The sequence below is a fragment of the Pseudomonas nitroreducens genome (genome assembly GCF_024170165.1).
GTDB classification, from domain to species: Bacteria; Pseudomonadota; Gammaproteobacteria; order Pseudomonadales; family Pseudomonadaceae; genus Pseudomonas; species Pseudomonas nitroreducens_C.
This window is the reverse complement of record NZ_JALJXP010000005.1, coordinates 357,062-376,841: the sequence shown is the minus strand read 5'-3', so window position 1 is coordinate 376,841 and position 19,780 is coordinate 357,062. Positions and strand designations below refer to the sequence as shown.

At 66.2% G+C, this 19,780-nt stretch carries 18 protein-coding genes; 9 read left to right on the top strand and 9 right to left on the bottom strand.

Features of this window, described 5'->3' with window-relative positions:
- Nucleotides 1-26: 26 nt before the first annotated feature.
- Entirely contained in the window at nucleotides 27-1,586 is a 1,560-nt protein-coding gene (norR, locus tag J2T47_RS13090; RefSeq protein ID WP_253447216.1) for a nitric oxide reductase transcriptional regulator NorR, read from the bottom strand.
- 171 nt (nucleotides 1,587-1,757) lie between these two features.
- On the opposite strand from norR, the gene hmpA reads away from it, so the two are divergent.
- From hmpA to J2T47_RS13075, 3 genes are read left to right on the top strand one after another with little or no spacing between them, the layout of a single operon-like run.
- Nucleotides 1,758-2,939, top strand: coding sequence for an NO-inducible flavohemoprotein (gene hmpA / locus J2T47_RS13085; RefSeq protein WP_253447213.1), 1,182 nt, complete (start codon nucleotides 1,758-1,760; stop codon nucleotides 2,937-2,939).
- Nucleotides 2,940-2,989: 50 nt separating this feature from the next.
- Complete coding sequence (locus tag J2T47_RS13080; protein ID WP_253447210.1) at nucleotides 2,990-3,247, top strand: transmembrane sensor/regulator PpyR; 258 nt, start codon at nucleotides 2,990-2,992, stop codon at nucleotides 3,245-3,247.
- The gene (locus J2T47_RS13075; protein ID WP_253447207.1) at nucleotides 3,234-4,424 is read left to right on the top strand and encodes an NnrS family protein; all 1,191 of its coding nucleotides are present in this window, start codon (nucleotides 3,234-3,236) and stop codon (nucleotides 4,422-4,424) included. The genes J2T47_RS13080 and J2T47_RS13075 overlap by 14 nt, the downstream gene beginning before the upstream one ends.
- A gap of 202 nt (nucleotides 4,425-4,626) precedes the next feature.
- Here J2T47_RS13075 and J2T47_RS13070 read toward each other — a convergent pair whose 3' ends face one another.
- Both J2T47_RS13070 and J2T47_RS13065 read right to left on the bottom strand, forming a co-directional pair.
- Nucleotides 4,627-4,998, bottom strand: a complete 372-nt coding sequence (locus tag J2T47_RS13070; protein WP_253447204.1) for a DUF5329 domain-containing protein — start codon at nucleotides 4,996-4,998, stop codon at nucleotides 4,627-4,629.
- A gap of 33 nt (nucleotides 4,999-5,031) precedes the next feature.
- Nucleotides 5,032-6,114 carry a patatin-like phospholipase family protein gene (locus J2T47_RS13065; protein ID WP_253447201.1) on the bottom strand — a complete coding sequence of 361 codons (1,083 nt, stop codon included), beginning with the start codon at nucleotides 6,112-6,114 and terminating at the stop codon, nucleotides 5,032-5,034.
- 148 nt (nucleotides 6,115-6,262) lie between these two features.
- Here J2T47_RS13065 and J2T47_RS13060 point away from each other — a divergent pair, with 148 nt between their 5' ends.
- The 4 genes from J2T47_RS13060 to J2T47_RS13045 are packed head-to-tail and all read left to right on the top strand — an operon-like array spanning nucleotide 6,263 to nucleotide 8,875.
- Nucleotides 6,263-6,571, top strand: coding sequence for a PepSY domain-containing protein (locus J2T47_RS13060; protein ID WP_253447198.1), 309 nt, complete (start codon nucleotides 6,263-6,265; stop codon nucleotides 6,569-6,571).
- Complete coding sequence (locus J2T47_RS13055) at nucleotides 6,571-6,885, top strand: PepSY domain-containing protein (protein WP_253447195.1); 315 nt, start codon at nucleotides 6,571-6,573, stop codon at nucleotides 6,883-6,885. Before J2T47_RS13060 ends, J2T47_RS13055 begins: the two co-directional genes overlap by 1 nt.
- Complete coding sequence (locus tag J2T47_RS13050; RefSeq protein ID WP_253447192.1) at nucleotides 6,885-7,559, top strand: response regulator transcription factor; 675 nt, start codon at nucleotides 6,885-6,887, stop codon at nucleotides 7,557-7,559. The genes J2T47_RS13055 and J2T47_RS13050 overlap by 1 nt, the downstream gene beginning before the upstream one ends.
- Nucleotides 7,556-8,875 (top strand): ATP-binding protein, encoded by a 1,320-nt coding sequence (locus J2T47_RS13045; protein ID WP_253447188.1) that lies wholly within the window; start codon nucleotides 7,556-7,558, stop codon nucleotides 8,873-8,875. The genes J2T47_RS13050 and J2T47_RS13045 overlap by 4 nt, the downstream gene beginning before the upstream one ends.
- Before the next feature lie 108 nt (nucleotides 8,876-8,983).
- Here J2T47_RS13045 and J2T47_RS13040 read toward each other — a convergent pair whose 3' ends face one another.
- Complete coding sequence (locus J2T47_RS13040) at nucleotides 8,984-11,128, bottom strand: methyl-accepting chemotaxis protein (RefSeq protein WP_253447185.1); 2,145 nt, start codon at nucleotides 11,126-11,128, stop codon at nucleotides 8,984-8,986.
- A gap of 291 nt (nucleotides 11,129-11,419) precedes the next feature.
- On the opposite strand from J2T47_RS13040, the gene J2T47_RS13035 reads away from it, so the two are divergent.
- Both J2T47_RS13035 and J2T47_RS13030 read left to right on the top strand, forming a co-directional pair.
- Nucleotides 11,420-12,739 carry a Na+/H+ antiporter family protein gene (locus J2T47_RS13035; protein ID WP_253447183.1) on the top strand — a complete coding sequence of 440 codons (1,320 nt, stop codon included), beginning with the start codon at nucleotides 11,420-11,422 and terminating at the stop codon, nucleotides 12,737-12,739.
- 106 nt (nucleotides 12,740-12,845) lie between these two features.
- Nucleotides 12,846-13,913, top strand: a complete 1,068-nt coding sequence (locus J2T47_RS13030; protein WP_253447180.1) for an AI-2E family transporter — start codon at nucleotides 12,846-12,848, stop codon at nucleotides 13,911-13,913.
- 173 nt (nucleotides 13,914-14,086) lie between these two features.
- Here J2T47_RS13030 and nuoN read toward each other — a convergent pair whose 3' ends face one another.
- Genes nuoN through nuoJ form a run of 5 tightly spaced genes read right to left on the bottom strand, consistent with a single transcriptional unit; the run spans nucleotide 14,087 to nucleotide 19,773 of the window.
- Nucleotides 14,087-15,550, bottom strand: a complete 1,464-nt coding sequence (gene nuoN / locus J2T47_RS13025) for an NADH-quinone oxidoreductase subunit NuoN (RefSeq protein WP_253447177.1) — start codon at nucleotides 15,548-15,550, stop codon at nucleotides 14,087-14,089.
- 7 nt (nucleotides 15,551-15,557) lie between these two features.
- Nucleotides 15,558-17,087, bottom strand: coding sequence for an NADH-quinone oxidoreductase subunit M (nuoM, locus tag J2T47_RS13020; RefSeq protein ID WP_253447174.1), 1,530 nt, complete (start codon nucleotides 17,085-17,087; stop codon nucleotides 15,558-15,560).
- A gap of 28 nt (nucleotides 17,088-17,115) precedes the next feature.
- Nucleotides 17,116-18,963, bottom strand: coding sequence for an NADH-quinone oxidoreductase subunit L (gene nuoL / locus J2T47_RS13015; RefSeq protein ID WP_253447171.1), 1,848 nt, complete (start codon nucleotides 18,961-18,963; stop codon nucleotides 17,116-17,118).
- On the bottom strand, nucleotides 18,960-19,268 hold the full coding sequence (nuoK, locus tag J2T47_RS13010) for an NADH-quinone oxidoreductase subunit NuoK (RefSeq protein WP_017517116.1): 309 nt from the start codon (nucleotides 19,266-19,268) through the stop codon (nucleotides 18,960-18,962). The genes nuoL and nuoK overlap by 4 nt, the downstream gene beginning before the upstream one ends.
- Before the next feature lie 4 nt (nucleotides 19,269-19,272).
- Nucleotides 19,273-19,773: an NADH-quinone oxidoreductase subunit J gene (gene nuoJ / locus J2T47_RS13005; RefSeq protein ID WP_017517115.1), complete on the bottom strand. Its 501-nt coding sequence runs from the start codon at nucleotides 19,771-19,773 to the stop codon at nucleotides 19,273-19,275.
- Between the last annotated feature and the right edge of the window lie 7 nt (nucleotides 19,774-19,780).

Below are 19,780 nucleotides of genomic sequence, written 5' to 3'. Positions count from 1 at the left end.
CCGGGCCGGCCGATCCGGCCAGTGGCTCACTTGATCGCCAGGCGTTTCGCCAGGCGGTTGAGGTTGGCGCGGTCCAGGCCCATCTCACGGGCCACCGCCGCCCAGTTGCCGGCGTGACGCTCCAGGCTCTGGCTGATCAGCCGGCGCTGGAAGTCGTCCGTCGCCGGACGCAATTCGCCCGCAGGTTGCGCATCCTCAGGGGGCTGCTTTGCAGCGCTGGCGGCGTCTGGCAATGCTTGCTGCAGAGCATTCAGGGTGAGGTCTTCCACACCCAGGCTGAGGATGCGCGAACGCTGCGAGTGGTTCGCCAGGGCCTTGAGCGAGGCCCGGCCGATCAGGTGTTCCAGTTCGCGCACGTTGCCCGGCCAGGCGTAGCCGACCAGCGCTGCCTGGGCTTCGCGGGTCAGGCGCAGGCTGCGCAGGCCCAGGCGCGGGCGGTTCTGTTCGAGGAAGTAGCCCGCCAGCAGCAGCACATCGCTGCCGCGCTCGCGCAGTGGCGGGACGCGCAGCGGATAGACGCTCAGGCGGTGGTAGAGGTCGGCGCGGAAGCGCCCGGCACGGACCTCTTCGGCGAGGTCGCGGTTGGTGGCGGCGATCAGGCGCACATCCACATGGTGCTCGCGGTCCGAGCCCAGCCGCTGCAACTGGCCGCTCTGCAGGACGCGCAGCAGCTTGGCCTGGATCGCCAGCGGCAGCTCGCCCACTTCGTCGAGGAACAGGGTGCCGCCGTCGGCCAGTTCGAACTTGCCGCGCCGCTCGCCCACCGCGCCGGAGAAGGCGCCGCGAACGTGGCCGAAGAGTTCGCTTTCCACCAGGGTTTCCGGCAGCGCCGCGCAGTTCAGGCTGATCAGTGGCTGGCTGCGGCGCAGCGAATTGGCGTGGATCGACTGCGCGACCAGTTCCTTGCCGACGCCGGTTTCGCCGGTGATCAGCACGCTCAGGTCGCTGCCGGCCACCACCTGGATTTCATGGATCAGCGCTTGGTGCGACTTGCTCTGGCCGATCAGCTCCCTGGGTTGGTCGCCGGAGGCGCGCTGGTAGGCGTCGGCGCGCTGCTGTTCGTGCTCGGCGCGCCGGGCCAGGTCGGTCATGCGCTGGCTGGCCTTCACCGTGGCAGCGGCGAGGCTGGCGAAGGCTTCCAGATTGTCCAGGTCACCGGTGGAGAATCGCTCCGGGTCCAGCGCGTCCAGGGTCAGCAAGCCCCAAGGCTGCTCGTCGACCAGCAGCGGACAACCCAGGCAGTCGTGGACCTCCAGGTGGCCATGGAGGCCTTCCACCAGACCGTCGTAGGGGTCCGGCAGGCCGCAGTCGGCGGCGAAATGCGTCGGACCGGGGTGCTCGATGAGGGCGCGCAGGCGCGGGTGCTCGCTGATCCTGAAGCGGCGTCCGAGGGTGTCCTGGCTCAAGCCGTCGACCGCCAGCGGCACCAGCTGGTCGCCCTCCAGGCGCAGCAGGGCTGTAGCGTCGCATGGCAGCAGGTCGCGCAGGGCTTCGAGCAGGCGCCGATAGCGTTCGCTTTCCGGCAGTTCGCGGGAGAGGTCGGCGACCAGGGGGAGGAGGGTGGCGAGCAATGGGTTGCGAGTCATATTGACCTCTGTGTGGTCGCTATGACCAGATTCGATTGAGGTCATTATGACTCAATATCTGGCGCAAGTCCCGCAGTGCGCGGGCTGCCGGATTGGCATGCTTCCTGAAGTACCTGATTCACAAAGCACAGGCGGTCCCACTCGCCGCCTGGCCAATCCGAGGAGATCCGCATGCTGTCCAACGAACACCGTACCCTGGTCAAGGCCACTGTCCCGCTGCTGGAGACCGGCGGAGAGACCCTGACCCAGCACTTCTACAAGATGATGCTCAGCGAGTACCCGGAAGTTCGTCCGCTGTTCAACCAGGCGCACCAGGCTTCCGGCGACCAGCCCCGCGCGCTGGCCAACGGCGTGCTGATGTACGCCCGCCACATCGACGAGCTGGAGCAGCTCGGCCCCCTGGTGGCGAAGATCGTCAACAAGCACGTTGCCCTGCAGATCCAGCCGGAACATTACCCGATCGTAGGCAGTTGCCTGCTGCGGGCGATCCGCGAGGTGCTGGGCGAGGAGATCGCCACCCAGGAAGTGATCGACGCCTGGGCCGCCGCCTACGGCCAACTGGCCGACATCCTGATCGGCGCTGAGGAGTCCGTCTACCAGCAGAACGCCGAGCAACACGGCGGCTGGCGCGGCGCACGGCGCTTCCGCATCGCGCGCAAGGAGGCCGAGAGCGAGGAAATCACTTCCTTCTACTTCCAGGCGCTGGATGGCGAACCGCTGCTGGACTTCCAGCCCGGCCAGTACATCGGCCTGTCCCTCGAGATCGCCGGGGAGGAAGTGCGCCGCACCTACTCGCTGTCCGACGCGCCCAACGGCCGCGAGTACCGCATCAGTGTGAAGCGTGAACCCGAAGGCAAAGTGTCCAACTACCTGCACGACCGCCTGAACGTGGGCGATGAGCTGGACCTGTTCCCGCCGGCGGGCGATTTCGTCCTGCGCGGTGGCGACAAGCCCCTGGCCCTGATTACCGCTGGAGTCGGCATCACCCCGGCACTGGCCATGCTCAAGCCGGCGCTGGAGTCCGGCCGTGAAGTGCACTTCATCCACTGCGCCCGCCACGGCGGCGTGCACGCGTTCCGCGAGTGGGTGGAGGCGCAGTCCGACGCGCATCCGCAGCTCAAGCACTACTTCTGCTACAGCGAGCCGCGCGCGCAGGATGCCGAGCATGTCGAAGGCTTCCTCAGCCGTGAGCTGCTGGCCGACTGGCTGCCGCAGGACCGCGACCTGGACGCCTACTTCCTCGGTCCCAAGCCGTTCATGGCCCAGGTGAAGCGTCACCTGCGCGATATCGGCGTGCCCGAGCAACAGTCCCACTACGAGTTCTTCGGCCCGGCCAGCGCGCTGGAGGCCTGAACCTGAGCGCCGGCCCGATGGCGGGCCGGCGCAACCCGAGGAGGTGTGTGATGGAAAGTCTTTTCGCCTGCCCGCAACGCAATCTGTCGCTGTCCTGGTCGCTGCTGACCGGTGGGCTCGTGCTGTTGCTGCTGGGAATAGTCGGAGCCTATTTCGTCGATGGCCAGCTGAACCTGCAAAGCATTGTCGCAGCGCATGCCTTCACCATCCTCGGCCCGACACTATTGAAGCTGGGCTACGTGCTGCGGCTGGTGGCCCAACATCAGATGCGCAAGGAAGGCTGGGAGGCTTGCTGTGTTACTGGTTGATCGAAAGGCTCTGCTGACCATCCCGCCGCTATGGCGCCTGGGCTTCCGCCCGTTCTTTCTCGGTGGCGCGCTGTTCGCGCTGATCGCCATCGCGGCCTGGGCGGCGGTGCTGCTCGGCGTGCTGCCGGCCTGGCAACCGCTGGGCGGCTGGCTGGCCTGGCACCGGCACGAAATGCTCTTCGGCTTCGCGGCGGCGATCATCGCCGGCTTCCTGCTGACCGCGGTGCAGACCTGGACCGGTCGCCCCGGTGTCAGCGGCAGGCCGCTGATGGTGTTGTCGCTGGTCTGGCTGGCGGCGCGGGTGGGCTGGCTCGTGGGTGCGCCGCTGTGGCTGGTCACTGTGCTGGAGCTGGCGTTCATGCCGGCGCTGGCCTTCTTCATCGGCCGCAGCCTGTGGCAGGTCCGGCAGAAGCGCAACTACCCGATCATCGCGGTGCTGAGCCTGCTGACACTGGCCGACGCACTGGTGATGGCCGGCATCTGGACCGGTAACGATGCCTGGCAACGCGGTGGCGCACTGGGTGCGCTGTGGCTGGTGGCGGCGCTGATGGGCCTGATCGGCGGCCGCGTGATTCCCTTCTTCACCCAGCGCGGGCTCGGGCGTGCCGCTCAGGTGCCGTCCTGGAACTGGCTGGACAATTCGCTGTTGGGCGGCACCCTGCTGGTGGCGGTCCTGAGCGCAGTCGGCATCGGCCTGACGCCGCACCCGCTGGTGGGTCTGTTGTTCGCCGCGCTGGCGGCAGGACACCTGGTCCGCCTGTGGCGCTGGTACGACAAGGACTACTGGGGCGTGCCGCTGCTCTGGTCGCTGCACCTGGCCTACCTGTGGATGCTGCTGGCCCCGGCAGGTATGGCGCTGTGGAACTTCTCGCCGACCTTCAACGTGAGCCTGGCAATCCATGCGCTCACCGTGGGTGGCGTCGGCGGTCTGATCCTGGCGATGGTTGCGCGGGTCAGCCTCGGCCACACCGGCCGGTCTCTGCAACCGCCGAAGGTGATGTCCTGGGCCTTCGCGCTGCTCAACCTCGGCGTCGTTGCGCGGGTGCTGCTGGTGGTTTGGTGGCCGCTGGAAGGCCTGAGCATTGCGGCGGCGTGCTGGGTGGTGGCTTTCCTGATGTTCGCCTGGCACTACGGGCCGATGTTCTGGAAGCCGCGGCTGGATGGGCAGCCGGGCTGATCGGAGTGTTGCGGTAACGCCGTCTTCGGCGGCGGTTTGCGGGCATGGCCCGCTCCTACTGGTCGTAGGGCGGATAACGCGCCAGCGTTATCCGCCGCTGGCCCATCGGCGCATAACCCGTTCCGGGTTATCCGCCCTACGGGCCTGAGCGGCCTGGGGGCCGCCGTGGACGCAGTCCGCTGCTACGCATTTGCGGGAAAGCTTACTGAGGCTGGCGCAGCCGCTTGAGCTCGTCATTCAGCCAGGCGCTGGCGTCCTGCTTGCCCGCCGGGCAATCCATCTGATAGCGCTGGCCGCTCATGCTGCTCTTGGTCGCGGCGCGCTCGATGAAGTCTTCCGCGCTGCTCACCATGTCCTTGTTTTCCAGGTAGTCCAACTTCTTCTGCAGGTGCGCGCGCGCTTCGGCGGCCGGGTACGCGCTGCCGTTACGGATGAACTGGCAGCCGCTGTGCTCGACGAAGTCCAGCAACTGGGTGATTTCCCGCTGCGCCTTGGCATCGACTGCGGCCTGCGCGCCCATGCTGATGAGCAGGAGAGCGCCCAGAAGCGAGCGAAGCTTTCGAGAGTGCGGCATGGCGATTCCTTGCTGTAGGCGTGAAGCCGCTGATTATGTCAGCGGCTGCAGCCGTTCGCCGAGGCGCCCGCTGTCTACCAGTTCAAGGAACTCGTCACCCATCCGCCGGCTTTCATCCATCGCCTTGCGCCAGTAGCGCTCGCGGCCGGCGTCATCGCCGAGGTAGCGGTGGAAGTCCTTTCTGTCCGGCAGCTTGTTGTGCGGCAGGAGTGCCAGGTAGTCCTTCGACGGCGCCAGCAGCAGCACGTCCTGCAGGCGGCCTGTATCGCCACGGCGCCAGGGCAGGCCCTTGTCGAACCAGCCGGGGATGACCTTGTCGGTGAAGTGCGGATAGAGCACCACACCTTCGCGCTGATAGGGCAGGTCCAGGTGGTAGTCCAGCAGGCCGCCATCGCGGTAGGTGCCGGGGCCGGCGCCGGGGATGTCGCGCACGCCCTCCATGACCATGGGGATGGAGCCGGAGGCGAGCAGGGCATGGCGCAGGTTGGCGAGATCCAGGTGCAGGTAGCGCGAGGGGAAGTCCGATAGCGTCTCCAGCGGCGGTGCGCGGCGGGCGTCGTGGATGATCAGCCGCTCGAAGTGCCGGTGCAGGTGGCGGCGGCCGACGAGGTTGTCGCGGATCACCGCGCCCAGGCCCAGGCCGAGGTTGGCCTTGCCATCCTGCGCCAGGCGGCCGTGGCTCTTCACCACCACCACGTTGAGGCGGTACCAGGGATTGTCCAGCACGCTGGCGTCGTGGCCATCGAGCAGGTCGTCGAGCATCTTCGCGCAGCTTTTCGACACGTCGCTGATGCTCGCGTTGCGGGCGAAACGCTGCTGGGTATACAGCTCGCCGAGGCGACGGATGCCTTCGGCCGGGTCGGGCAGGCAGGCGCTGGCGAAGCGCCAGGAGCCGATGGAGGCGCCGATCAGCGAGCGTTCGCGGGGCGCGCGCGGCAGCCACTCGCCGAACAGGGCAAGGTCCAGGCCCTGAATGCCCAGCGCCTTCGGCCCGCCGGCCGCGCCCGGGAGGATGCCTACATCGGCGGGCGACAGGCCCTGCTCGCGGATGCGCTTGAGCGCACGGGCGCCGGCCTTGAGGGTGAGGGTGGGGGTCTTGATCTGGATGGCGGTCATGCGGGCCTCGCTGTGGCAGGCCGCGATTATAGAGCCTGTACGGGAGAAGCAAGGATACTTCACGGGATGAATGTCTCTTGCCGATTCAGCTTGAGTTAAGTCCTTCGCCTTAGCCTGTCAGCAGTGAAATTCCTACGGAGGTATGCACATGAAATGGCTGCTGACCCTGACCGTGCTGACAGCCCTGCTGCTCGGCGCGGGCGTCGCCACGGCCCACGACATTGGTCCGGACGAGGCGCTGCGCCTGCGCGATGCCGGCACCATCCGCAACTTCGAGGAGCTCAACCGCACCGCGCTGGCCAAGCACGCCGGCGGTTCGGTGTACGATAGCGAGCTCGAACTGGACCACGGCCGCTACCTGTACAAGGTCGACCTCAAGGACGCCCAGGGCGTCAAATGGGATGTCGAGCTGGATGCGGTCACCGGCGAAGTCCTCACCGATCACCAGGATGACTGATGAAGACCGTTCTGCCACGCATGGCGCAGCTTGGCCTGGCGCTCGTTGCCATCGCAGGCGTCGCCCGGGCCCATGACCTGAGCCAGGACGAAGCCCTGCGCCTGAGCAAGGAAGGGGTGATCCGCCCCTTCGAGGAAATCCTCCCCGCCGCGTTGAGCCGCTATCCCGGCTCGCGCCTGCTCGAAGCCGAGCTGGAGAAGGAACACGACACCTACATCTACGAGGTGGAACTGCTGACCACCGAAGGCGTGGTGCGCGAACTGGAACTGGATGCCCGCGACGGCCGCATCCTCAAGGATAAGGAAGACGACTGATGCGCCTGCTGCTGGTGGAAGACCACGTACCCCTGGCCGATGAACTGCTGGCGACCCTGCCCCGCCAGGGCTATGCGGTGGACTGGCTGGCCGACGGCCGCGACGCCGCCGTGCAGGGCGCCAGCGAGCCGTATGACCTGGTGATCCTCGACCTCGGCCTGCCGGGCCGCCCCGGCCTGGAAGTGCTGCAGGAGTGGCGCGGCATGGGGCTTTCGATCCCGGTGCTGATCCTCACCGCGCGGGGCTCCTGGGCCGAGCGCATCGACGGCCTGAAAGCTGGCGCCGACGATTACCTGACCAAGCCGTTCCATCCCGAGGAACTGTTGCTGCGCATCCAGGCGCTGCTGCGCCGTGCCCGTGGGCTGGCCAACCAGAGCCAGCTGGAAGTCGCCGGCCTGAGCCTGGACGAGTCGCGCCAGTGCGTGCAGCAGGGTGGCAAGGAGGTCGACCTGACCTCCGCCGAGTTCCGCCTGCTGCGCTACTTCATGCTGCACCCCGGGCAACTGCTGTCGAAGTCGCACCTCGCCGAGCACCTGTATGACGGTGAGACCGAGCGCGATTCCAACGTCATCGAGGTGCACATCAACCACCTGCGCCGCAAGCTGGGCCGCGAGATCATCGAGACCCGCCGGGGTCAGGGTTATCGCTTTACCGGCAATGGAGTCGCCAATTGATGTCGATCCAGCGCCGGCTCGGCCTCGGGCTGGGCGTGGTGCTGGTGGTGATCGGTCTGGCGCTGGCCCAGGCAGGTCTCTGGCTGTTCGACCAGGGCCTGCGCCGCTACCTGGTCAACGGGCTGCAGGACGAGGCGGAAAGCCTGCTGGTGGGCATCACCCGTGGCCCGGCCGGACTGCAGCTGGACGGCCAGCGCGTCGACGCTGCCTATGAGCGGCTGTTCTCCGGGCGCTACTTCGTCATCCGCTTCGATGACCAGACCTGGCGCTCCCGCTCGCTGTGGGACAACGAGCTGAAACTGCCCTCGCACAAGGGCCTGGAGAGGAAGCTGGAAAAAGGTCCCGAGGACCAGCGGCTGCTGGTGTTCCGCGGCGACTACAAGCGCTATGGCAAGCACCTGAGCATTGTCGTGGCGCAGGACTACACGCCGATCCTCAAGAGCTTCAACCGCCTGCGCAATATTGGCCTGGGCGCCGGTGCGCTGGCGTTGTTGCTGATCCTGGTGTTCCAGGGCTTCACCGTGCGCCGAGCGTTGCGCCCGTTGGAGCGGGTACGCCAGCAGATCGCGCAGTTGCAGGAGGGCCAGCGCAGCCAGCTGGACCGCCAGGTGCCGCGCGAGCTGGAGCCGCTGGTGGAGCAGACCAACCACCTGTTGCAGCATACCGAGGACACCCTGCGTCGCTCGCGCAATGCCCTGGGCAATCTCGGCCATGCACTGAAGACGCCGCTGGCGGTGCTGATCAGCCTGGCCGACCGCGAGGAGCTGCGCGAGCACCCTGAGCTACGGCGCGTGCTGCAGGAGCAGCTGGAGCAGATCGAGCAGCGCCTGGCCCGCGAGCTGGGACGTGCGCGGCTGGTGGGCGAGGCATTGCCCGGCGCGCACTTCGATTGTGACGCTGAGCTGCCGAGTCTGTGCGACATGCTCAAGCTCATCCATGGCGACCACCTCGCCATCGACTGGCAGGCACCACCCGCGACGCGCTTGCCGTATGACCGGGAGGACCTGCTGGAGATGCTCGGCAACCTGCTGGACAACGCCTGCAAATGGGCCGATGCCCAGGTGCGGCTGTCGGTGGAGAAAGAGGCTGATGTCTATCGATTGAACGTGGACGACGACGGTCCCGGCATCGCCGAGGAACAGCGCGACAGCGTTCTGGAACGTGGCACGCGCCTCGACGAGCAAGTGGCCGGGCATGGTCTGGGCCTGGGCATTGCGCGGGATATCGCGGCGGCCTGTGGCGGTGGGTTGAAGCTGGAAAGCAGCGAACTCGGTGGCCTGAGGGTGGTGGTGGAGCTGCCGCGCCGGGCAGTGTGACTCTGGCGCCGGCCTTGCCGGCGGATCGCAGGCATGGCCCGCTCCTACAATGGCTCGGTGTTCACCTGTAGGAGCGGACCCAGCCCGCGACCGATCCCGCTGCGGGGGTCAGACGCGGAACTGATCCATCAGGCCCTGCTGATGGTTGGCCAGCTTGTTCAGCGACTGGCTGACCTGCGCCGATTCCTGCGCCTGGCTCGACAGCGATTCGGTCACGTCACGGATGCCGGCGACGTTGCGGTTGATCTCCTCGGCCACCGCGCTCTGTTCCTCGGCGGCGCTGGCGATCTGCAGGTTCATGTCGGTGATCACACCCACGGCGTCGCCGATACGCTTCAACGCGGCAACCGCCTGTTCGACCTGACTCACGCTGTCCTGCGCCTGGCGGTGGCTGTTGCTCATCGCGCCGACCACGTCGCGGGTGCCGTTCTGCAGGCCTTCGATGACCTGGCGGATTTCCTCCACCGAATCCTGGGTGCGCTTGGCGAGGTTGCGCACCTCGTCGGCGACCACCGCGAAGCCGCGCCCGGCTTCTCCGGCGCGGGCCGCTTCGATGGCGGCGTTGAGCGCCAGCAGGTTGGTCTGCTCGGCGATGCCGCGGATCACCTCCAGCACCGAGCCGATCTGCTCGCTGCTGGCCGCCAGCCCTTCCACCTGGCTCATGGCGCTGCTCATGTCGCTGGCCAGTTCGTCGATCAGGCGGGTGGTGTTGTCGATCACATTGAGGCCATCACGGGTCGCGCCGTCGGCGCCACGGGCGGCATCGGCGGCCATGGCGGCGCTGTTGGCGACGTCGTGGGCGGTGGCGCTCATTTCCTGCGAGGCGGTGGCCACCTGGTCGACTTCGCGGAACTGCTGCTGCATGCCGGCGCTGGTCTGGCTGGCGATTTCGGAGGACTGGTCGGCAGTGGCGCGGGCGTCCTGCACCGAGGACTTCACGTCACGGATGATCGGTTGCAGCTTGTCGAGGAAGCGGTTGAACCAGCCGGCCAGTTCGCCCAGCTCGTCCTTGCCGGCGTAGTCCAGGCGCTTGGTCAGGTCGCCTTCGCCACTGGCGATGTTGCGCAGCATGGCGGCGACATTGAGGATCGGCCGGGTTACGCCGCGGGCGGTGAGCCACATGGCGAACAGGCCGATCAGCGCGGCAACCAGGCCGAAGCCCAGTTGCGAGACAGTGCCCTGCACGCGCTGGTCGTCCAGCTCGTTCTGCAGCGCGATAGCTGGGCCCAGCAGGACGTTCTGCGGAACCTCCAGCAGTACGCCCCAGGGCTTGGAGCCGGGGATCGGCTGCAGCGGCTCGACCACGCGCAGCTGGTCGTCCTGGCGGAAGACCTGCTCATGGTTGCTGGCGATGGCCTGCAGCAGGTCGGCGCCCTGCCTGGTATAGACCTCCTTGAGGTTCTTGCTCAGCTTGGAGGCATCGGCGCTGTGCCCGGCGAGCAGGCCGGCGGCGCTGACGATGCTGACGCGGCCCTGGCCGTCGTACAGCTCCTGGCTGCCCTCGACGGCGATTTCCTGCAGCTTCTCCATGCTGATGTCCAGACCCATGACGCCGATGACCTTGCCGTCCAGTTCCAGCGGGAAGGCGATGCTGGTCATCAGCATCTTCTTCTGACCGACCTCGTCGAAGTACGGATCCAGGACGCAGGGCTGGCCGGTGGTCTTCGGGCAGGTGAACCAGGCGTTGTAGGCGCTGCCGCTGGGGCCGGGGCTGGTGTCCTGCAGCAGCGACTCGGCCATGGCTTCGGATTCCAGGTGGCCCGGGGTGGCCTGCGACCAGTAGATGGAGAAGCGTCCGGTGTCGTTGCTGCCCAGCTCGCCCTGGCCGGCGAAGAGCTTGTCCTTGCCGTCCAGCGCGTCGGGCTCGAAGGCCACGTAGAGTCCCAGCAGCTCCGGGTTGCCTTCCAGTGCGGTCTTCACCTGGCGGGTCAGGTCCTCGCGCAGGTCGTAGGCGTCGAGGAAGCGCTTCTGCGCCTGGTCGCGCAGGAACAGCACCTGCCGCGAGAAGCCCTTGCCGTACTGGTAGGCGTCCATGATGTAGCGCTGGATGCGCATGGCCTGGACTTCGCCGCGTGATTTCAGGCGCGCCTTGGCGGCCTCGTCGAGCATTTCGGTGCTCGATTGCTTGACCAGCGCGGTGCTGGTTTGCGTGCGGTAGACGGACAGGCCGGATAGCAAAGACACGACGCCGAGCAGGCACAGCCCGGCGAGCAACGTGATCTTCCACTGGATGGAGAGACGGCGCAGCAGCATGGAGGGGAATCCTTGTTTGAACTAAGCCCTGGGATGCCCGAGTTATCGGCCTTTCCCGGAATTTCTTGACCCGTGACGGAGCGAAACGCCAGAAAACAGGCGATTCTGGTGCGCCTGGCCGACGGGCGGCAGAAAGCTAGGCAAAAAGCGTGCGCAATGGGCTGAAAGTCGCGCTGGTCGGCTGCGGAAACGTCTTGATTCGACAGGGCTTTTGACACTCCGCCAGGTGTTTGGCAGAGTGCGCGCCTTTTGCCTGCGCTCCGGCGTGGAGCGCTGACGAGGAGTGGTGAAATGAATGCGGTGCTGATTGCCATTGGCCTGATGCTGGTGCTGAGCCTGTGTCGCGTGCATGTGGTGATCGCTCTGATCGCCGGCGCCGTTGCGGGTGGTCTGATCGGTGGGCTGGGGATCGACGGCACGCTGAAGGCGTTCAACGAAGGCCTGGGCGCCGGTGCGACGGTGGCGCTGTCCTACGCCATGCTCGGCGCCTTTGCGGTGGCCATTGCGCGCTCCGGAATGGCGCACGCACTGGCCGATCGCGCCCTGGCGATGCTCGGCCGCCACGAGGCGAACGGTTCCAGCACCTTCAAGTGGATGATGGTCGGCCTGCTGCTGGTGGTGGCGATCTCCTCGCAGAACATCCTGCCGATCCACATCGCCTTCATCCCGCTGCTGGTGCCGCCGCTGCTCTATGTGCTGACGCGCCTGCAGATCGACCGCCGGCTGATCGCCTGCGTCATCACCTTCGGCCTGATCACCCCCTACATGTTCCTGCCGGTGGGCTTCGGCAATATCTTCCTGAACCAGATCCTGCTGGCCAACGTCGCCCGCGCAGGCGTCGACGTGCAGGGCATCAACGTCACCCACGCCATGCTGATCCCGGCGCTGGGCATGCTTTGCGGCCTGCTGATCGCAGTGTTCTTCAGCTACCGGCGCAAGCGTGAGTACGGTCTGGAGCGCATCGAGCAGGCCGAGCGGGTCGACACCCCTTATAGCAGGATGAGCCTGCTGGTGGCGGGCGTCGCGGTCGCCGCGGCGTTTGCCGTGCAACTGCTGCTGGACTCGATGATCCTCGGCGCGCTGGTGGGCTTCCTGGTGTTCTCGCTGTCCGGCGTGGTGCGCTGGAAGGAAGCGGACGACCTGTTCACCGAAGGCATGAAGATGATGGCCATGATCGGCTTCATCATGATCGCCGCCCAGGGCTTCGCGGCGGTGATGACCGCCACCGGGCAGGTGAGCAGCCTGGTGGACAGCGCCGCCGGCTGGATCGGCAGCAGCAAGGCGCTGGGCGCCTTCATGATGCTGCTGGTGGGCCTGGTGGTGACCATGGGCATCGGCTCGTCATTCTCCACGGTGCCGATCATCGCGGCGATCTTCGTACCCCTGGCGGTGCACCTGGGCTTCAGCCCGCTGGCCATCGTCAGCATCGTCGGCACTGCGGGTGCGCTGGGTGATGCGGGCTCGCCGGCGTCGGACTCCACCCTCGGCCCGACCTCCGGCCTGAACGTGGACGGCCAGCACAATCACATCTGGGATACCGTGGTGCCCACCTTCCTGCACTACAACCTGCCGCTGCTGGCGTTCGGCTGGGTGGCTGCGATGGTGCTCTGAAACCTCGGCTGCGGGGCCCTGGCGCGCGGGATTCGGCCAATGAAAGTTGCACTTGGTGAGGTAACTGCTGACTAATGAGCAGGTTTATCCATCCATGGACCCGCTCATGTTCGAATCGAAACTGGAATACCGGACGTTCCTTGCCCTGCTGCTGGTGGTGACACTGGCCTTCGGCTGGATCCTGCTGCCGTTCTACGGGGCGGTCTTCTGGGGCACCATCCTGGCGATCATCTTCGCCCCGCTGCAACGCCGCCTGCGGGTGAAGCTCGATGGGCGCAACAACCTTGCGGCGCTCATTTCCCTCGCCGTGTGCTTCCTGATCGTGATCCTGCCGGTGACCTTCATCGCCGGGGCACTGGTGCAGGAGGGTGCGACCGTCTACCAGCGGCTGAAGTCGGGCGACCTGAACTTCATCAGCTATTACCAGCAGGCGGTCGCCGCGCTGCCGGGCTGGGCGCACCAGTTGCTGGAACGCTTCGACCTGGCGGACCTGTCCAGCCTGCAGGAGAAACTCTCGGCGGGTGCCATGCAGGCCAGCCAGCTGGTGGCCACCAAGGCCTTCAGCATCGGCCAGAACACCTTCGAGTTCGTCATCAGCTTCGGCATCATGCTCTACCTGCTGTTCTTCCTCCTGCGCGATGGCCCGACCCTGGGCCGGCGGATCAAGCAGGCGGTGCCGCTGAGCGTGGAGCACAAACAGCACCTGTTCACCAAGTTCACCACGGTGATCCGCGCCACGGTGAAGGGCAACATCGCCGTGGCCGCGACCCAGGGCGCGCTGGGTGGGCTGATCTTCTGGTTCCTCGGCATCCAGGGCTCGCTGCTCTGGGGCACGCTGATGGCCTTCCTCTCGCTGCTGCCGGCGATTGGCGCGGGGCTGATCTGGGTGCCGGTGGCGGCCTACTTCCTGCTCACCGGGGCGATCTGGCAGGGTGTCACGCTGACGCTGTTCTGCGTGGTGGTGATCGGCCTGGTGGACAACATCCTGCGCCCGATCCTGGTGGGCAAGGACACCAAGATGCCCGACTACGTGGTGCTGATCTCCACGCTCGGCGGCATGTCGCTGTTCGGTCTCAACGGCTTCGTCATCGGCCCGCTGATCGCGGCGCTGTTCATGGCGTCCTGGGACCTGTTCACCGGCCGTGAAGGCGAGCAACCCAAGGCGGCAGAGTAGGGCGGAGCACCTTGTAGGATGGTGTGGAGCGAAGCGATACCCATCGATACCTTACGGCCAGCATGGGTATCGCTCCGCTCCACCCATCCTACGAAAGGCTGAAGAGCCTCACGGCAGGAATCCCACCCAACAAAAAACCCCGCCGAAGCGGGGTTTTTTGTTGCCTGTCGACCTTAGCCGGCGATGGCTACCAGGCCGCTGTGCTGGAGGATGTCCAGCAGCGGTTGCGGGTAGACGCCGAGGAAGAAGGCGAGCAGGGCGATGGCTACCAGCATGATGCCGCCGGCACGCTGGGCCCAGTCCAGGGGAGCGTCGTGGCGCTTCATGTTCGGCTCGACCAGGTACATGGTCACCATGACGCGCAGGTAGTAGAACAGGCCGATGGCGCTGCCCAGTACCAGGGAGCCGACCAGCCACCAGTGCTGGGACTCGACGCCGGTGGCGACGATGTAGAACTTGCCGATGAAGCCGGCGGTCAGCGGGATGCCGGCCAGGGACAGCATCATCACGGTCATCACCGCGGTCAGCACCGGACGGCGCCAGAACAGGCCGCGGTACTCGAACAGCGCGTCGGCGTCGCGGCCGCTGTACGGGGTGGACATCAGGGTGACCACGCCGAAGGCGCCCAGGGTGGTGACGACGTAGGTGGTCAGGTAGACGCCGACCGCTTCCACGGCCAGGCCCTTGCTCGCCACCAGGGCGATCAGCAGGTAGCCGAAGTGGGCGATGGACGAGTAGCCCAGCAGGCGCTTGATGTTGCTCTGGGTCAGCGCCAGCAGGTTGCCGATCAGGATCGAGGCGATGGCGATGACGGCGATGGCGTCATGCAGCAGGCCGTTGTTCAGGGCCGCCGGAGCGATCTGGAACAGGCGCAGCAGCACGGCGAACACAGCGACCTTGGCGGTGGTGGCCAGGAAGGTGGCGACCGGCGCAGGAGCGCCTTCGTAGACGTCCGGGGTCCACAGGTGGAACGGCGCCAGGGACAGCTTGAAGCCCAGGCCGACGACCATCATGCCGACGCCGATGGACAGCAGCGGACCATGGCTGCTGCCTTCGGTCAGCGATGCACCGATGGCCGAGAAGCCCAGGTTGCCGGACTCGGCGTAGAGCAGGGCCATGCCGAACAGCAGGAAGGCCGAGCCGGCGGCGGACAGTACGGTGTACTTGATGCCCGCTTCCAGGGTGCGTTTGTTGAAGAAGGCGTAGGCCACCATGCCGTAGACCGGCACCGACAGCAGTTCCAGGCCGATGAACAGGCCGGCCAGGTTCTGCGCACTGACCAGCACCAGGCCGCCCGCGGTGGACAGCAGCAGGAGCAGGTACAGCTCCTCGCGGTTGCCCGGGAAGCTTTCCATGTAGGCGTGGGCGAGGGTGGTGCAGGCCAGGGCGCCGATCAGGATCAGGGCCATGTAGAAGCAGGCGAAGTTGTCGACCACCATGAGCGGGGTGACTTCGATCGGGGTGACTTTCAGCACCGGGAAGATCGACAGCAGGGCCAGGTTCAGACCGATCACCGAGAGGGTGGCGGTCATCGAGTGGTTACGCTTCCAGGCTACCGCGAGCATCACCACCACCAGGGTGGCGCTGGTGATGAGCAGTGGCAGGAGCGCGATGAAGTGTTGGATCGTGAAGGTCATTTCGCGCTTACCGTGCTGCCAGAGTGGAGAGGGCGGCACCCAGCCATTGCTGGACGCCGTGCATGGTTGCCGCGGAGGTGTCGAGGACCGGCTGCGGGTAGACGCCGAGCACGATCAGCAGCACCGCCAGGCCGAGCACCATGGAGAGCTCGCGGGCATTCAGGCCGGCGATGGCGGTGTCGGACTTGGCCGGGCCGAAGTAGGCGCGGTGGATCATGATCAGCGAGTAGACCGAGCCGAACACCAGGCCGAAGGTGGCGATCACGGTGATCACCGGCACGACCTTGAAGCTGCCCAGCAGGATCAGGAATTCGCCGACGAAGTTGCCGGTACCCGGCAGGCCCAGCGAGGCGGTGGCGAAGAACAGCGCCACGGCCGGCAGGTACGGGATGCGCGACCACAGGCCGCCCATCTTGCGCATGTCACGGGTGTGCAGGCGCTCGTACAGCTGGCCGCAGAGGATGAACAGCGCGGCGGCGGAGAGGCCGTGGGCGATCATCTGCACCACTACACCCTGCAACGCCTGGGGGCTGCCGGAGTAGATGCCGATCATCACGAAGCCCATGTGCGACACGGAGGAGTAGGCCACCAGGCGCTTGATGTCGGTCTGGGCGAACGACAGGAAGGCGCCGTAGAAGATGCCGATCAGACCCAGGGTCATGGCGATCGGGGCGAACTCGGCCGAGGCATTGGGGAACAGCGGCAGGGCGAAGCGGATCAGGCCGTAGGCGGCAGTCTTCAGCAGGATGCCGGCCAGGTCCACGGAACCGGCGGTCGGTGCCTGGGCGTGGGCGTCGGGCAGCCAGGAGTGCACCGGCACCACCGGCATCTTCACCGCGAAGGCGACGAAGAAGCCGAGCATCAGGATCCATTCGGTGTGCGGCGGCAGCTGGGTCTTCAGCAGGTCGGCGTAGTTGAAGGTCAGCACGCCGGTGCTGTTGTAGTGCACGAACACCAGGCCGAGGATCGCCACCAGCATCACCAGGCCGCTGGCCTGGGTGAAGATGAAGAACTTGGTGGCGGCGTAGATGCGGGTCTTCTTGCCGTCGTCCGAGCTATGACCCCAGAGCGCGATGAGGAAGTACATCGGCACCAGCATCATTTCCCAGAAGAAGAAGAACAGGAACAGGTCGACGGCGAGGAACACGCCGATCACACCGCCCAGGATCCACAGCAGGTTCAGGTGGAAGAAGCCGATGCGACGCTGGATCTCGTTCCACGAGCAGAGGACGGACAGCACGCCGAGTAGGCCGGTCAGCGCGACCATCAGCAGGGACAGGCCGTCCATTGCCAGGTGCACGCTGATACCGAAGCGCTCGATCCAGGGTACCTGGAACTGCAGGGTCCATTGCGGCTCGCCACCCGGCGCCGGGGCCAGCTGGAAGTCGCCGGTGTGCCACACCCACAGGCTCAGGGCCAGGGTGAGGACCATCGATCCCAGGGCGACCCAGCGGGGCAGGGTCTTGCTGGTGTACTCGGCGATCCAGCAAAGGAAGCCGCCGATGAAGGGGATCAGGATTAGCCAGGGCAGAATCATGTCGGGCTCAATCTCTTTCGTGAATTCATTAAGCCAGCAGCAGCGCGCCGAGGAGCAGCGCGGCGCCACCCACCAGGGAAGCGGCGTACCAACGCAGGCGGCCGTTCTCGGTGAGGCTGAGGAGTTTGTGACCACCGCGGGCGGTGAGCGGGACCAGGACCAGGGTCTTGTCGATCGGGTCCGCGCCCAGCAGGCGGCAGATCAGCAGATAGGGTTTCACGAACAGCTTGTCGTACAGCCAGTCGAAGCCCCAGGCGTGGTACCACCAGGTGCCGAAGAAGCGACCCGGTGCGCTCTGGGCGAGAGCGCTGACGAAGCGGCGCTTGCCGAGGAACAGCAGGCCCGCCAGCAGGATACCGGCGATGGCGATGGCGCCCGAGGCGATTTCCAGGCTGTGCTTGGCTTCACCACCGGCGTGGCCGGCGCTTTCCGGCAGGACACCGGCCAGCGGCGGAGTGATCAGCGCGCCGATGAAGGTGGAGAGCACGATCAGGATGCCCAGCGGCAGCCAGTGGCTGACGCCATGGCCGGCGTGCGCTTCGGTCTTCGCTTCGCCGTGGAAGGCGATGAAGATCAGGCGGAAGGTGTACAGCGAGGTCATGAACGCACCGACCAGACCGGCGATCAGCAGGTTCTGGTGACCGCTGGCGAAGGCTTCCCAGAGGATCTCGTCCTTGGAGTAGAAGCCGGCAGTCAGGAAGGGCAGGGCGGACAGGGCCGCACCACCGACCACGAAGCTCGCGTAGGCCAGCGGCAGCTTCTTCCACAGACCACCCATCTTGAAGATGTTCTGCTCGTGGTGGCAGGCGACGATCACCGCACCCGAAGCAAGGAACAGCAGGGCCTTGAAGAAGGCGTGGGTCATCAGGTGGAAGATCGCCCCACTCCAGGCGCCAACGCCCAGGGCCAGGAACATGTAACCGATCTGGCTCATGGTCGAGTAGGCGAGGATGCGCTTGATGTCGGTCTGCACCAGGGCGGCGAAGCCGGCCAGGACCAGGGTCACGGCGCCGATGACGCCAACCAGCTCGAGAACGTTCGGAGCCAGCTCGAACAGGCCGTGGCAGCGGGCGATCAGGTAGACGCCCGCGGTCACCATGGTGGCCGCGTGGATCAGTGCGGAGACCGGAGTCGGGCCGGCCATCGCGTCGGCCAGCCAGGTCTGCAGCGGCAGCTGGGCGGATTTGCCGACGGCGCCGCCGAGCAGCATCAGGGTCGCCAGGTTGATCCACAGGTCGCCCTTGGCGAAGTGCTGCGGAGCCAGGACCAGCAGCTCCTGGATGTTCAGCGTGCCCAGGTGCTGGAACAGGATGAACATGCCGATGGCGAAGAACACGTCACCCACGCGGGTCACGATGAAGGCCTTCAGCGCTGCGTTGCCGTTGGGTACGTGGTTGTAATAGAAACCGATCAGCAGGTAGGAGCAGAGGCCCACGCCTTCCCAGCCGAAGTACATGAACAGCAGGTTATCGCCCAGCACCAGGAACAGCATGCTGGCGATGAACAGGTTGGTGTACGCGAAGAAACGCGAGTAACCGGTTTCACCGCGCATGTACCAGGAGGCAAACAGGTGGATCAGGAAGCCGACGCCGGTGACCACGCCGAGCATGGTGACCGACAGGCCGTCCAGGTACAGGGTGAAGTTGGTCTTGAAGTCGCCAACGCTCATCCACTGCCACAGCACCAGGCTGTAGGCGCCACCTTCGGGCGGGTTGCTGTGGAAGCTCCAGATCGCCCAGAAGGCGGAGAGGGCCGCGAGGCCCACGGAGCCGACACCCACCAGTGCCGAGAGATTTTCCGACCACTTGCCACGGGAGAACGAGAGCAGCAGGAAGCCGACCAGGGGGAACAGGAAAGTAAGGGGCAGCAGGTTCATCCGCGCATCTCGCTGGCAGCGTCGATATCGAGGGTATGGAAGCGGCGATACAGCTGGAGCAGGATCGCCAGGCCGATGCTGGCCTCGGCCGCAGCCAGGCTGAGCACCAGGATGAACATCACCTGGCCGTCAGGCTGGCCCCAGCGGGCGCCACCGACCACGAAGGCCAGAGCGGCGGCGTTCATCATCACTTCCAGGCTCATCAGTACGAACAGGATGTTGCGTCGTACCATCAGGCCCACCAGGCCGAAGCAGAACAGCACACCGGCAAGCGCCAGTCCGTGTTCGAGAGGGATTGCATTCATGGTGTTAGTCCTTCGCTTCGTGGCGGCCGAGGTGGTAGGCGGCGACCAGTGCCGCCAGCAGCAGCATCGAGGCCAGTTCGACGACCAGCAGGTACGGGCCGAACAGGCTGATGCCCACGGCCTTGGCGTCCACGGTGGTGTGGCCGATGCCGATGCCGCTCGGGGTGCGCGAGAGCATCCACAGCAGCTCGACCAGCAGCACGGCAGCCAGGGCGCCGGGGCCGATCCAGACGCCGGGCTTGAGCCACTTGCGCTCCTGCTCGGCAATCGCCGGGCCGAGGTTGAGCATCATGACCACGAAGACGAACAGCACCATGATCGCGCCGGCGTAGACGATGATTTCCAGGGCACCGGCGAAGGGTGCGCCGAGGCTGAAGAAGGTCATCGATACCGCGAGCAGCGAAATGATGAGGTAGAGCAGGGCATGCACCGGATTGCTGTTGGTGATGACCCGGAAGGTTGCCAGCACGGCGACGCCGGCGGCGAAGTAGAAAGCGAATTCCACGCGACGT

Excerpts from the sequence above, each read along its gene's own strand:
- nuoK (WP_017517116.1), bottom strand. The coding sequence starts at position 19,268 with ATGAATGCAATCCCTCTCGAACACGGACTGGCGCTTGCCGGTGTGCTG.
- J2T47_RS13060 (WP_253447198.1), top strand. The coding sequence starts at position 6,263 with ATGAAATGGCTGCTGACCCTGACCGTGCTGACAGCCCTGCTGCTCGGC.
- J2T47_RS13050 (WP_253447192.1), top strand. The coding sequence starts at position 6,885 with ATGCGCCTGCTGCTGGTGGAAGACCACGTACCCCTGGCCGATGAACTG.
- nuoL (WP_253447171.1), bottom strand. The coding sequence starts at position 18,963 with ATGAACCTGCTGCCCCTTACTTTCCTGTTCCCCCTGGTCGGCTTCCTG.
- J2T47_RS13040 (WP_253447185.1), bottom strand. The coding sequence starts at position 11,128 with ATGCTGCTGCGCCGTCTCTCCATCCAGTGGAAGATCACGTTGCTCGCC.
- nuoM (WP_253447174.1), bottom strand. The coding sequence starts at position 17,087 with ATGATTCTGCCCTGGCTAATCCTGATCCCCTTCATCGGCGGCTTCCTT.
- J2T47_RS13070 (WP_253447204.1), bottom strand. The coding sequence starts at position 4,998 with ATGCCGCACTCTCGAAAGCTTCGCTCGCTTCTGGGCGCTCTCCTGCTC.
- J2T47_RS13065 (WP_253447201.1), bottom strand. The coding sequence starts at position 6,114 with ATGACCGCCATCCAGATCAAGACCCCCACCCTCACCCTCAAGGCCGGC.
- J2T47_RS13080 (WP_253447210.1), top strand. The coding sequence starts at position 2,990 with ATGGAAAGTCTTTTCGCCTGCCCGCAACGCAATCTGTCGCTGTCCTGG.
- J2T47_RS13030 (WP_253447180.1), top strand. The coding sequence starts at position 12,846 with ATGTTCGAATCGAAACTGGAATACCGGACGTTCCTTGCCCTGCTGCTG.
- J2T47_RS13035 (WP_253447183.1), top strand. The coding sequence starts at position 11,420 with ATGAATGCGGTGCTGATTGCCATTGGCCTGATGCTGGTGCTGAGCCTG.
- hmpA (WP_253447213.1), top strand. The coding sequence starts at position 1,758 with ATGCTGTCCAACGAACACCGTACCCTGGTCAAGGCCACTGTCCCGCTG.
- nuoN (WP_253447177.1), bottom strand. The coding sequence starts at position 15,550 with ATGACCTTCACGATCCAACACTTCATCGCGCTCCTGCCACTGCTCATC.
- norR (WP_253447216.1), bottom strand. The coding sequence starts at position 1,586 with ATGACTCGCAACCCATTGCTCGCCACCCTCCTCCCCCTGGTCGCCGAC.
- J2T47_RS13055 (WP_253447195.1), top strand. The coding sequence starts at position 6,571 with ATGAAGACCGTTCTGCCACGCATGGCGCAGCTTGGCCTGGCGCTCGTT.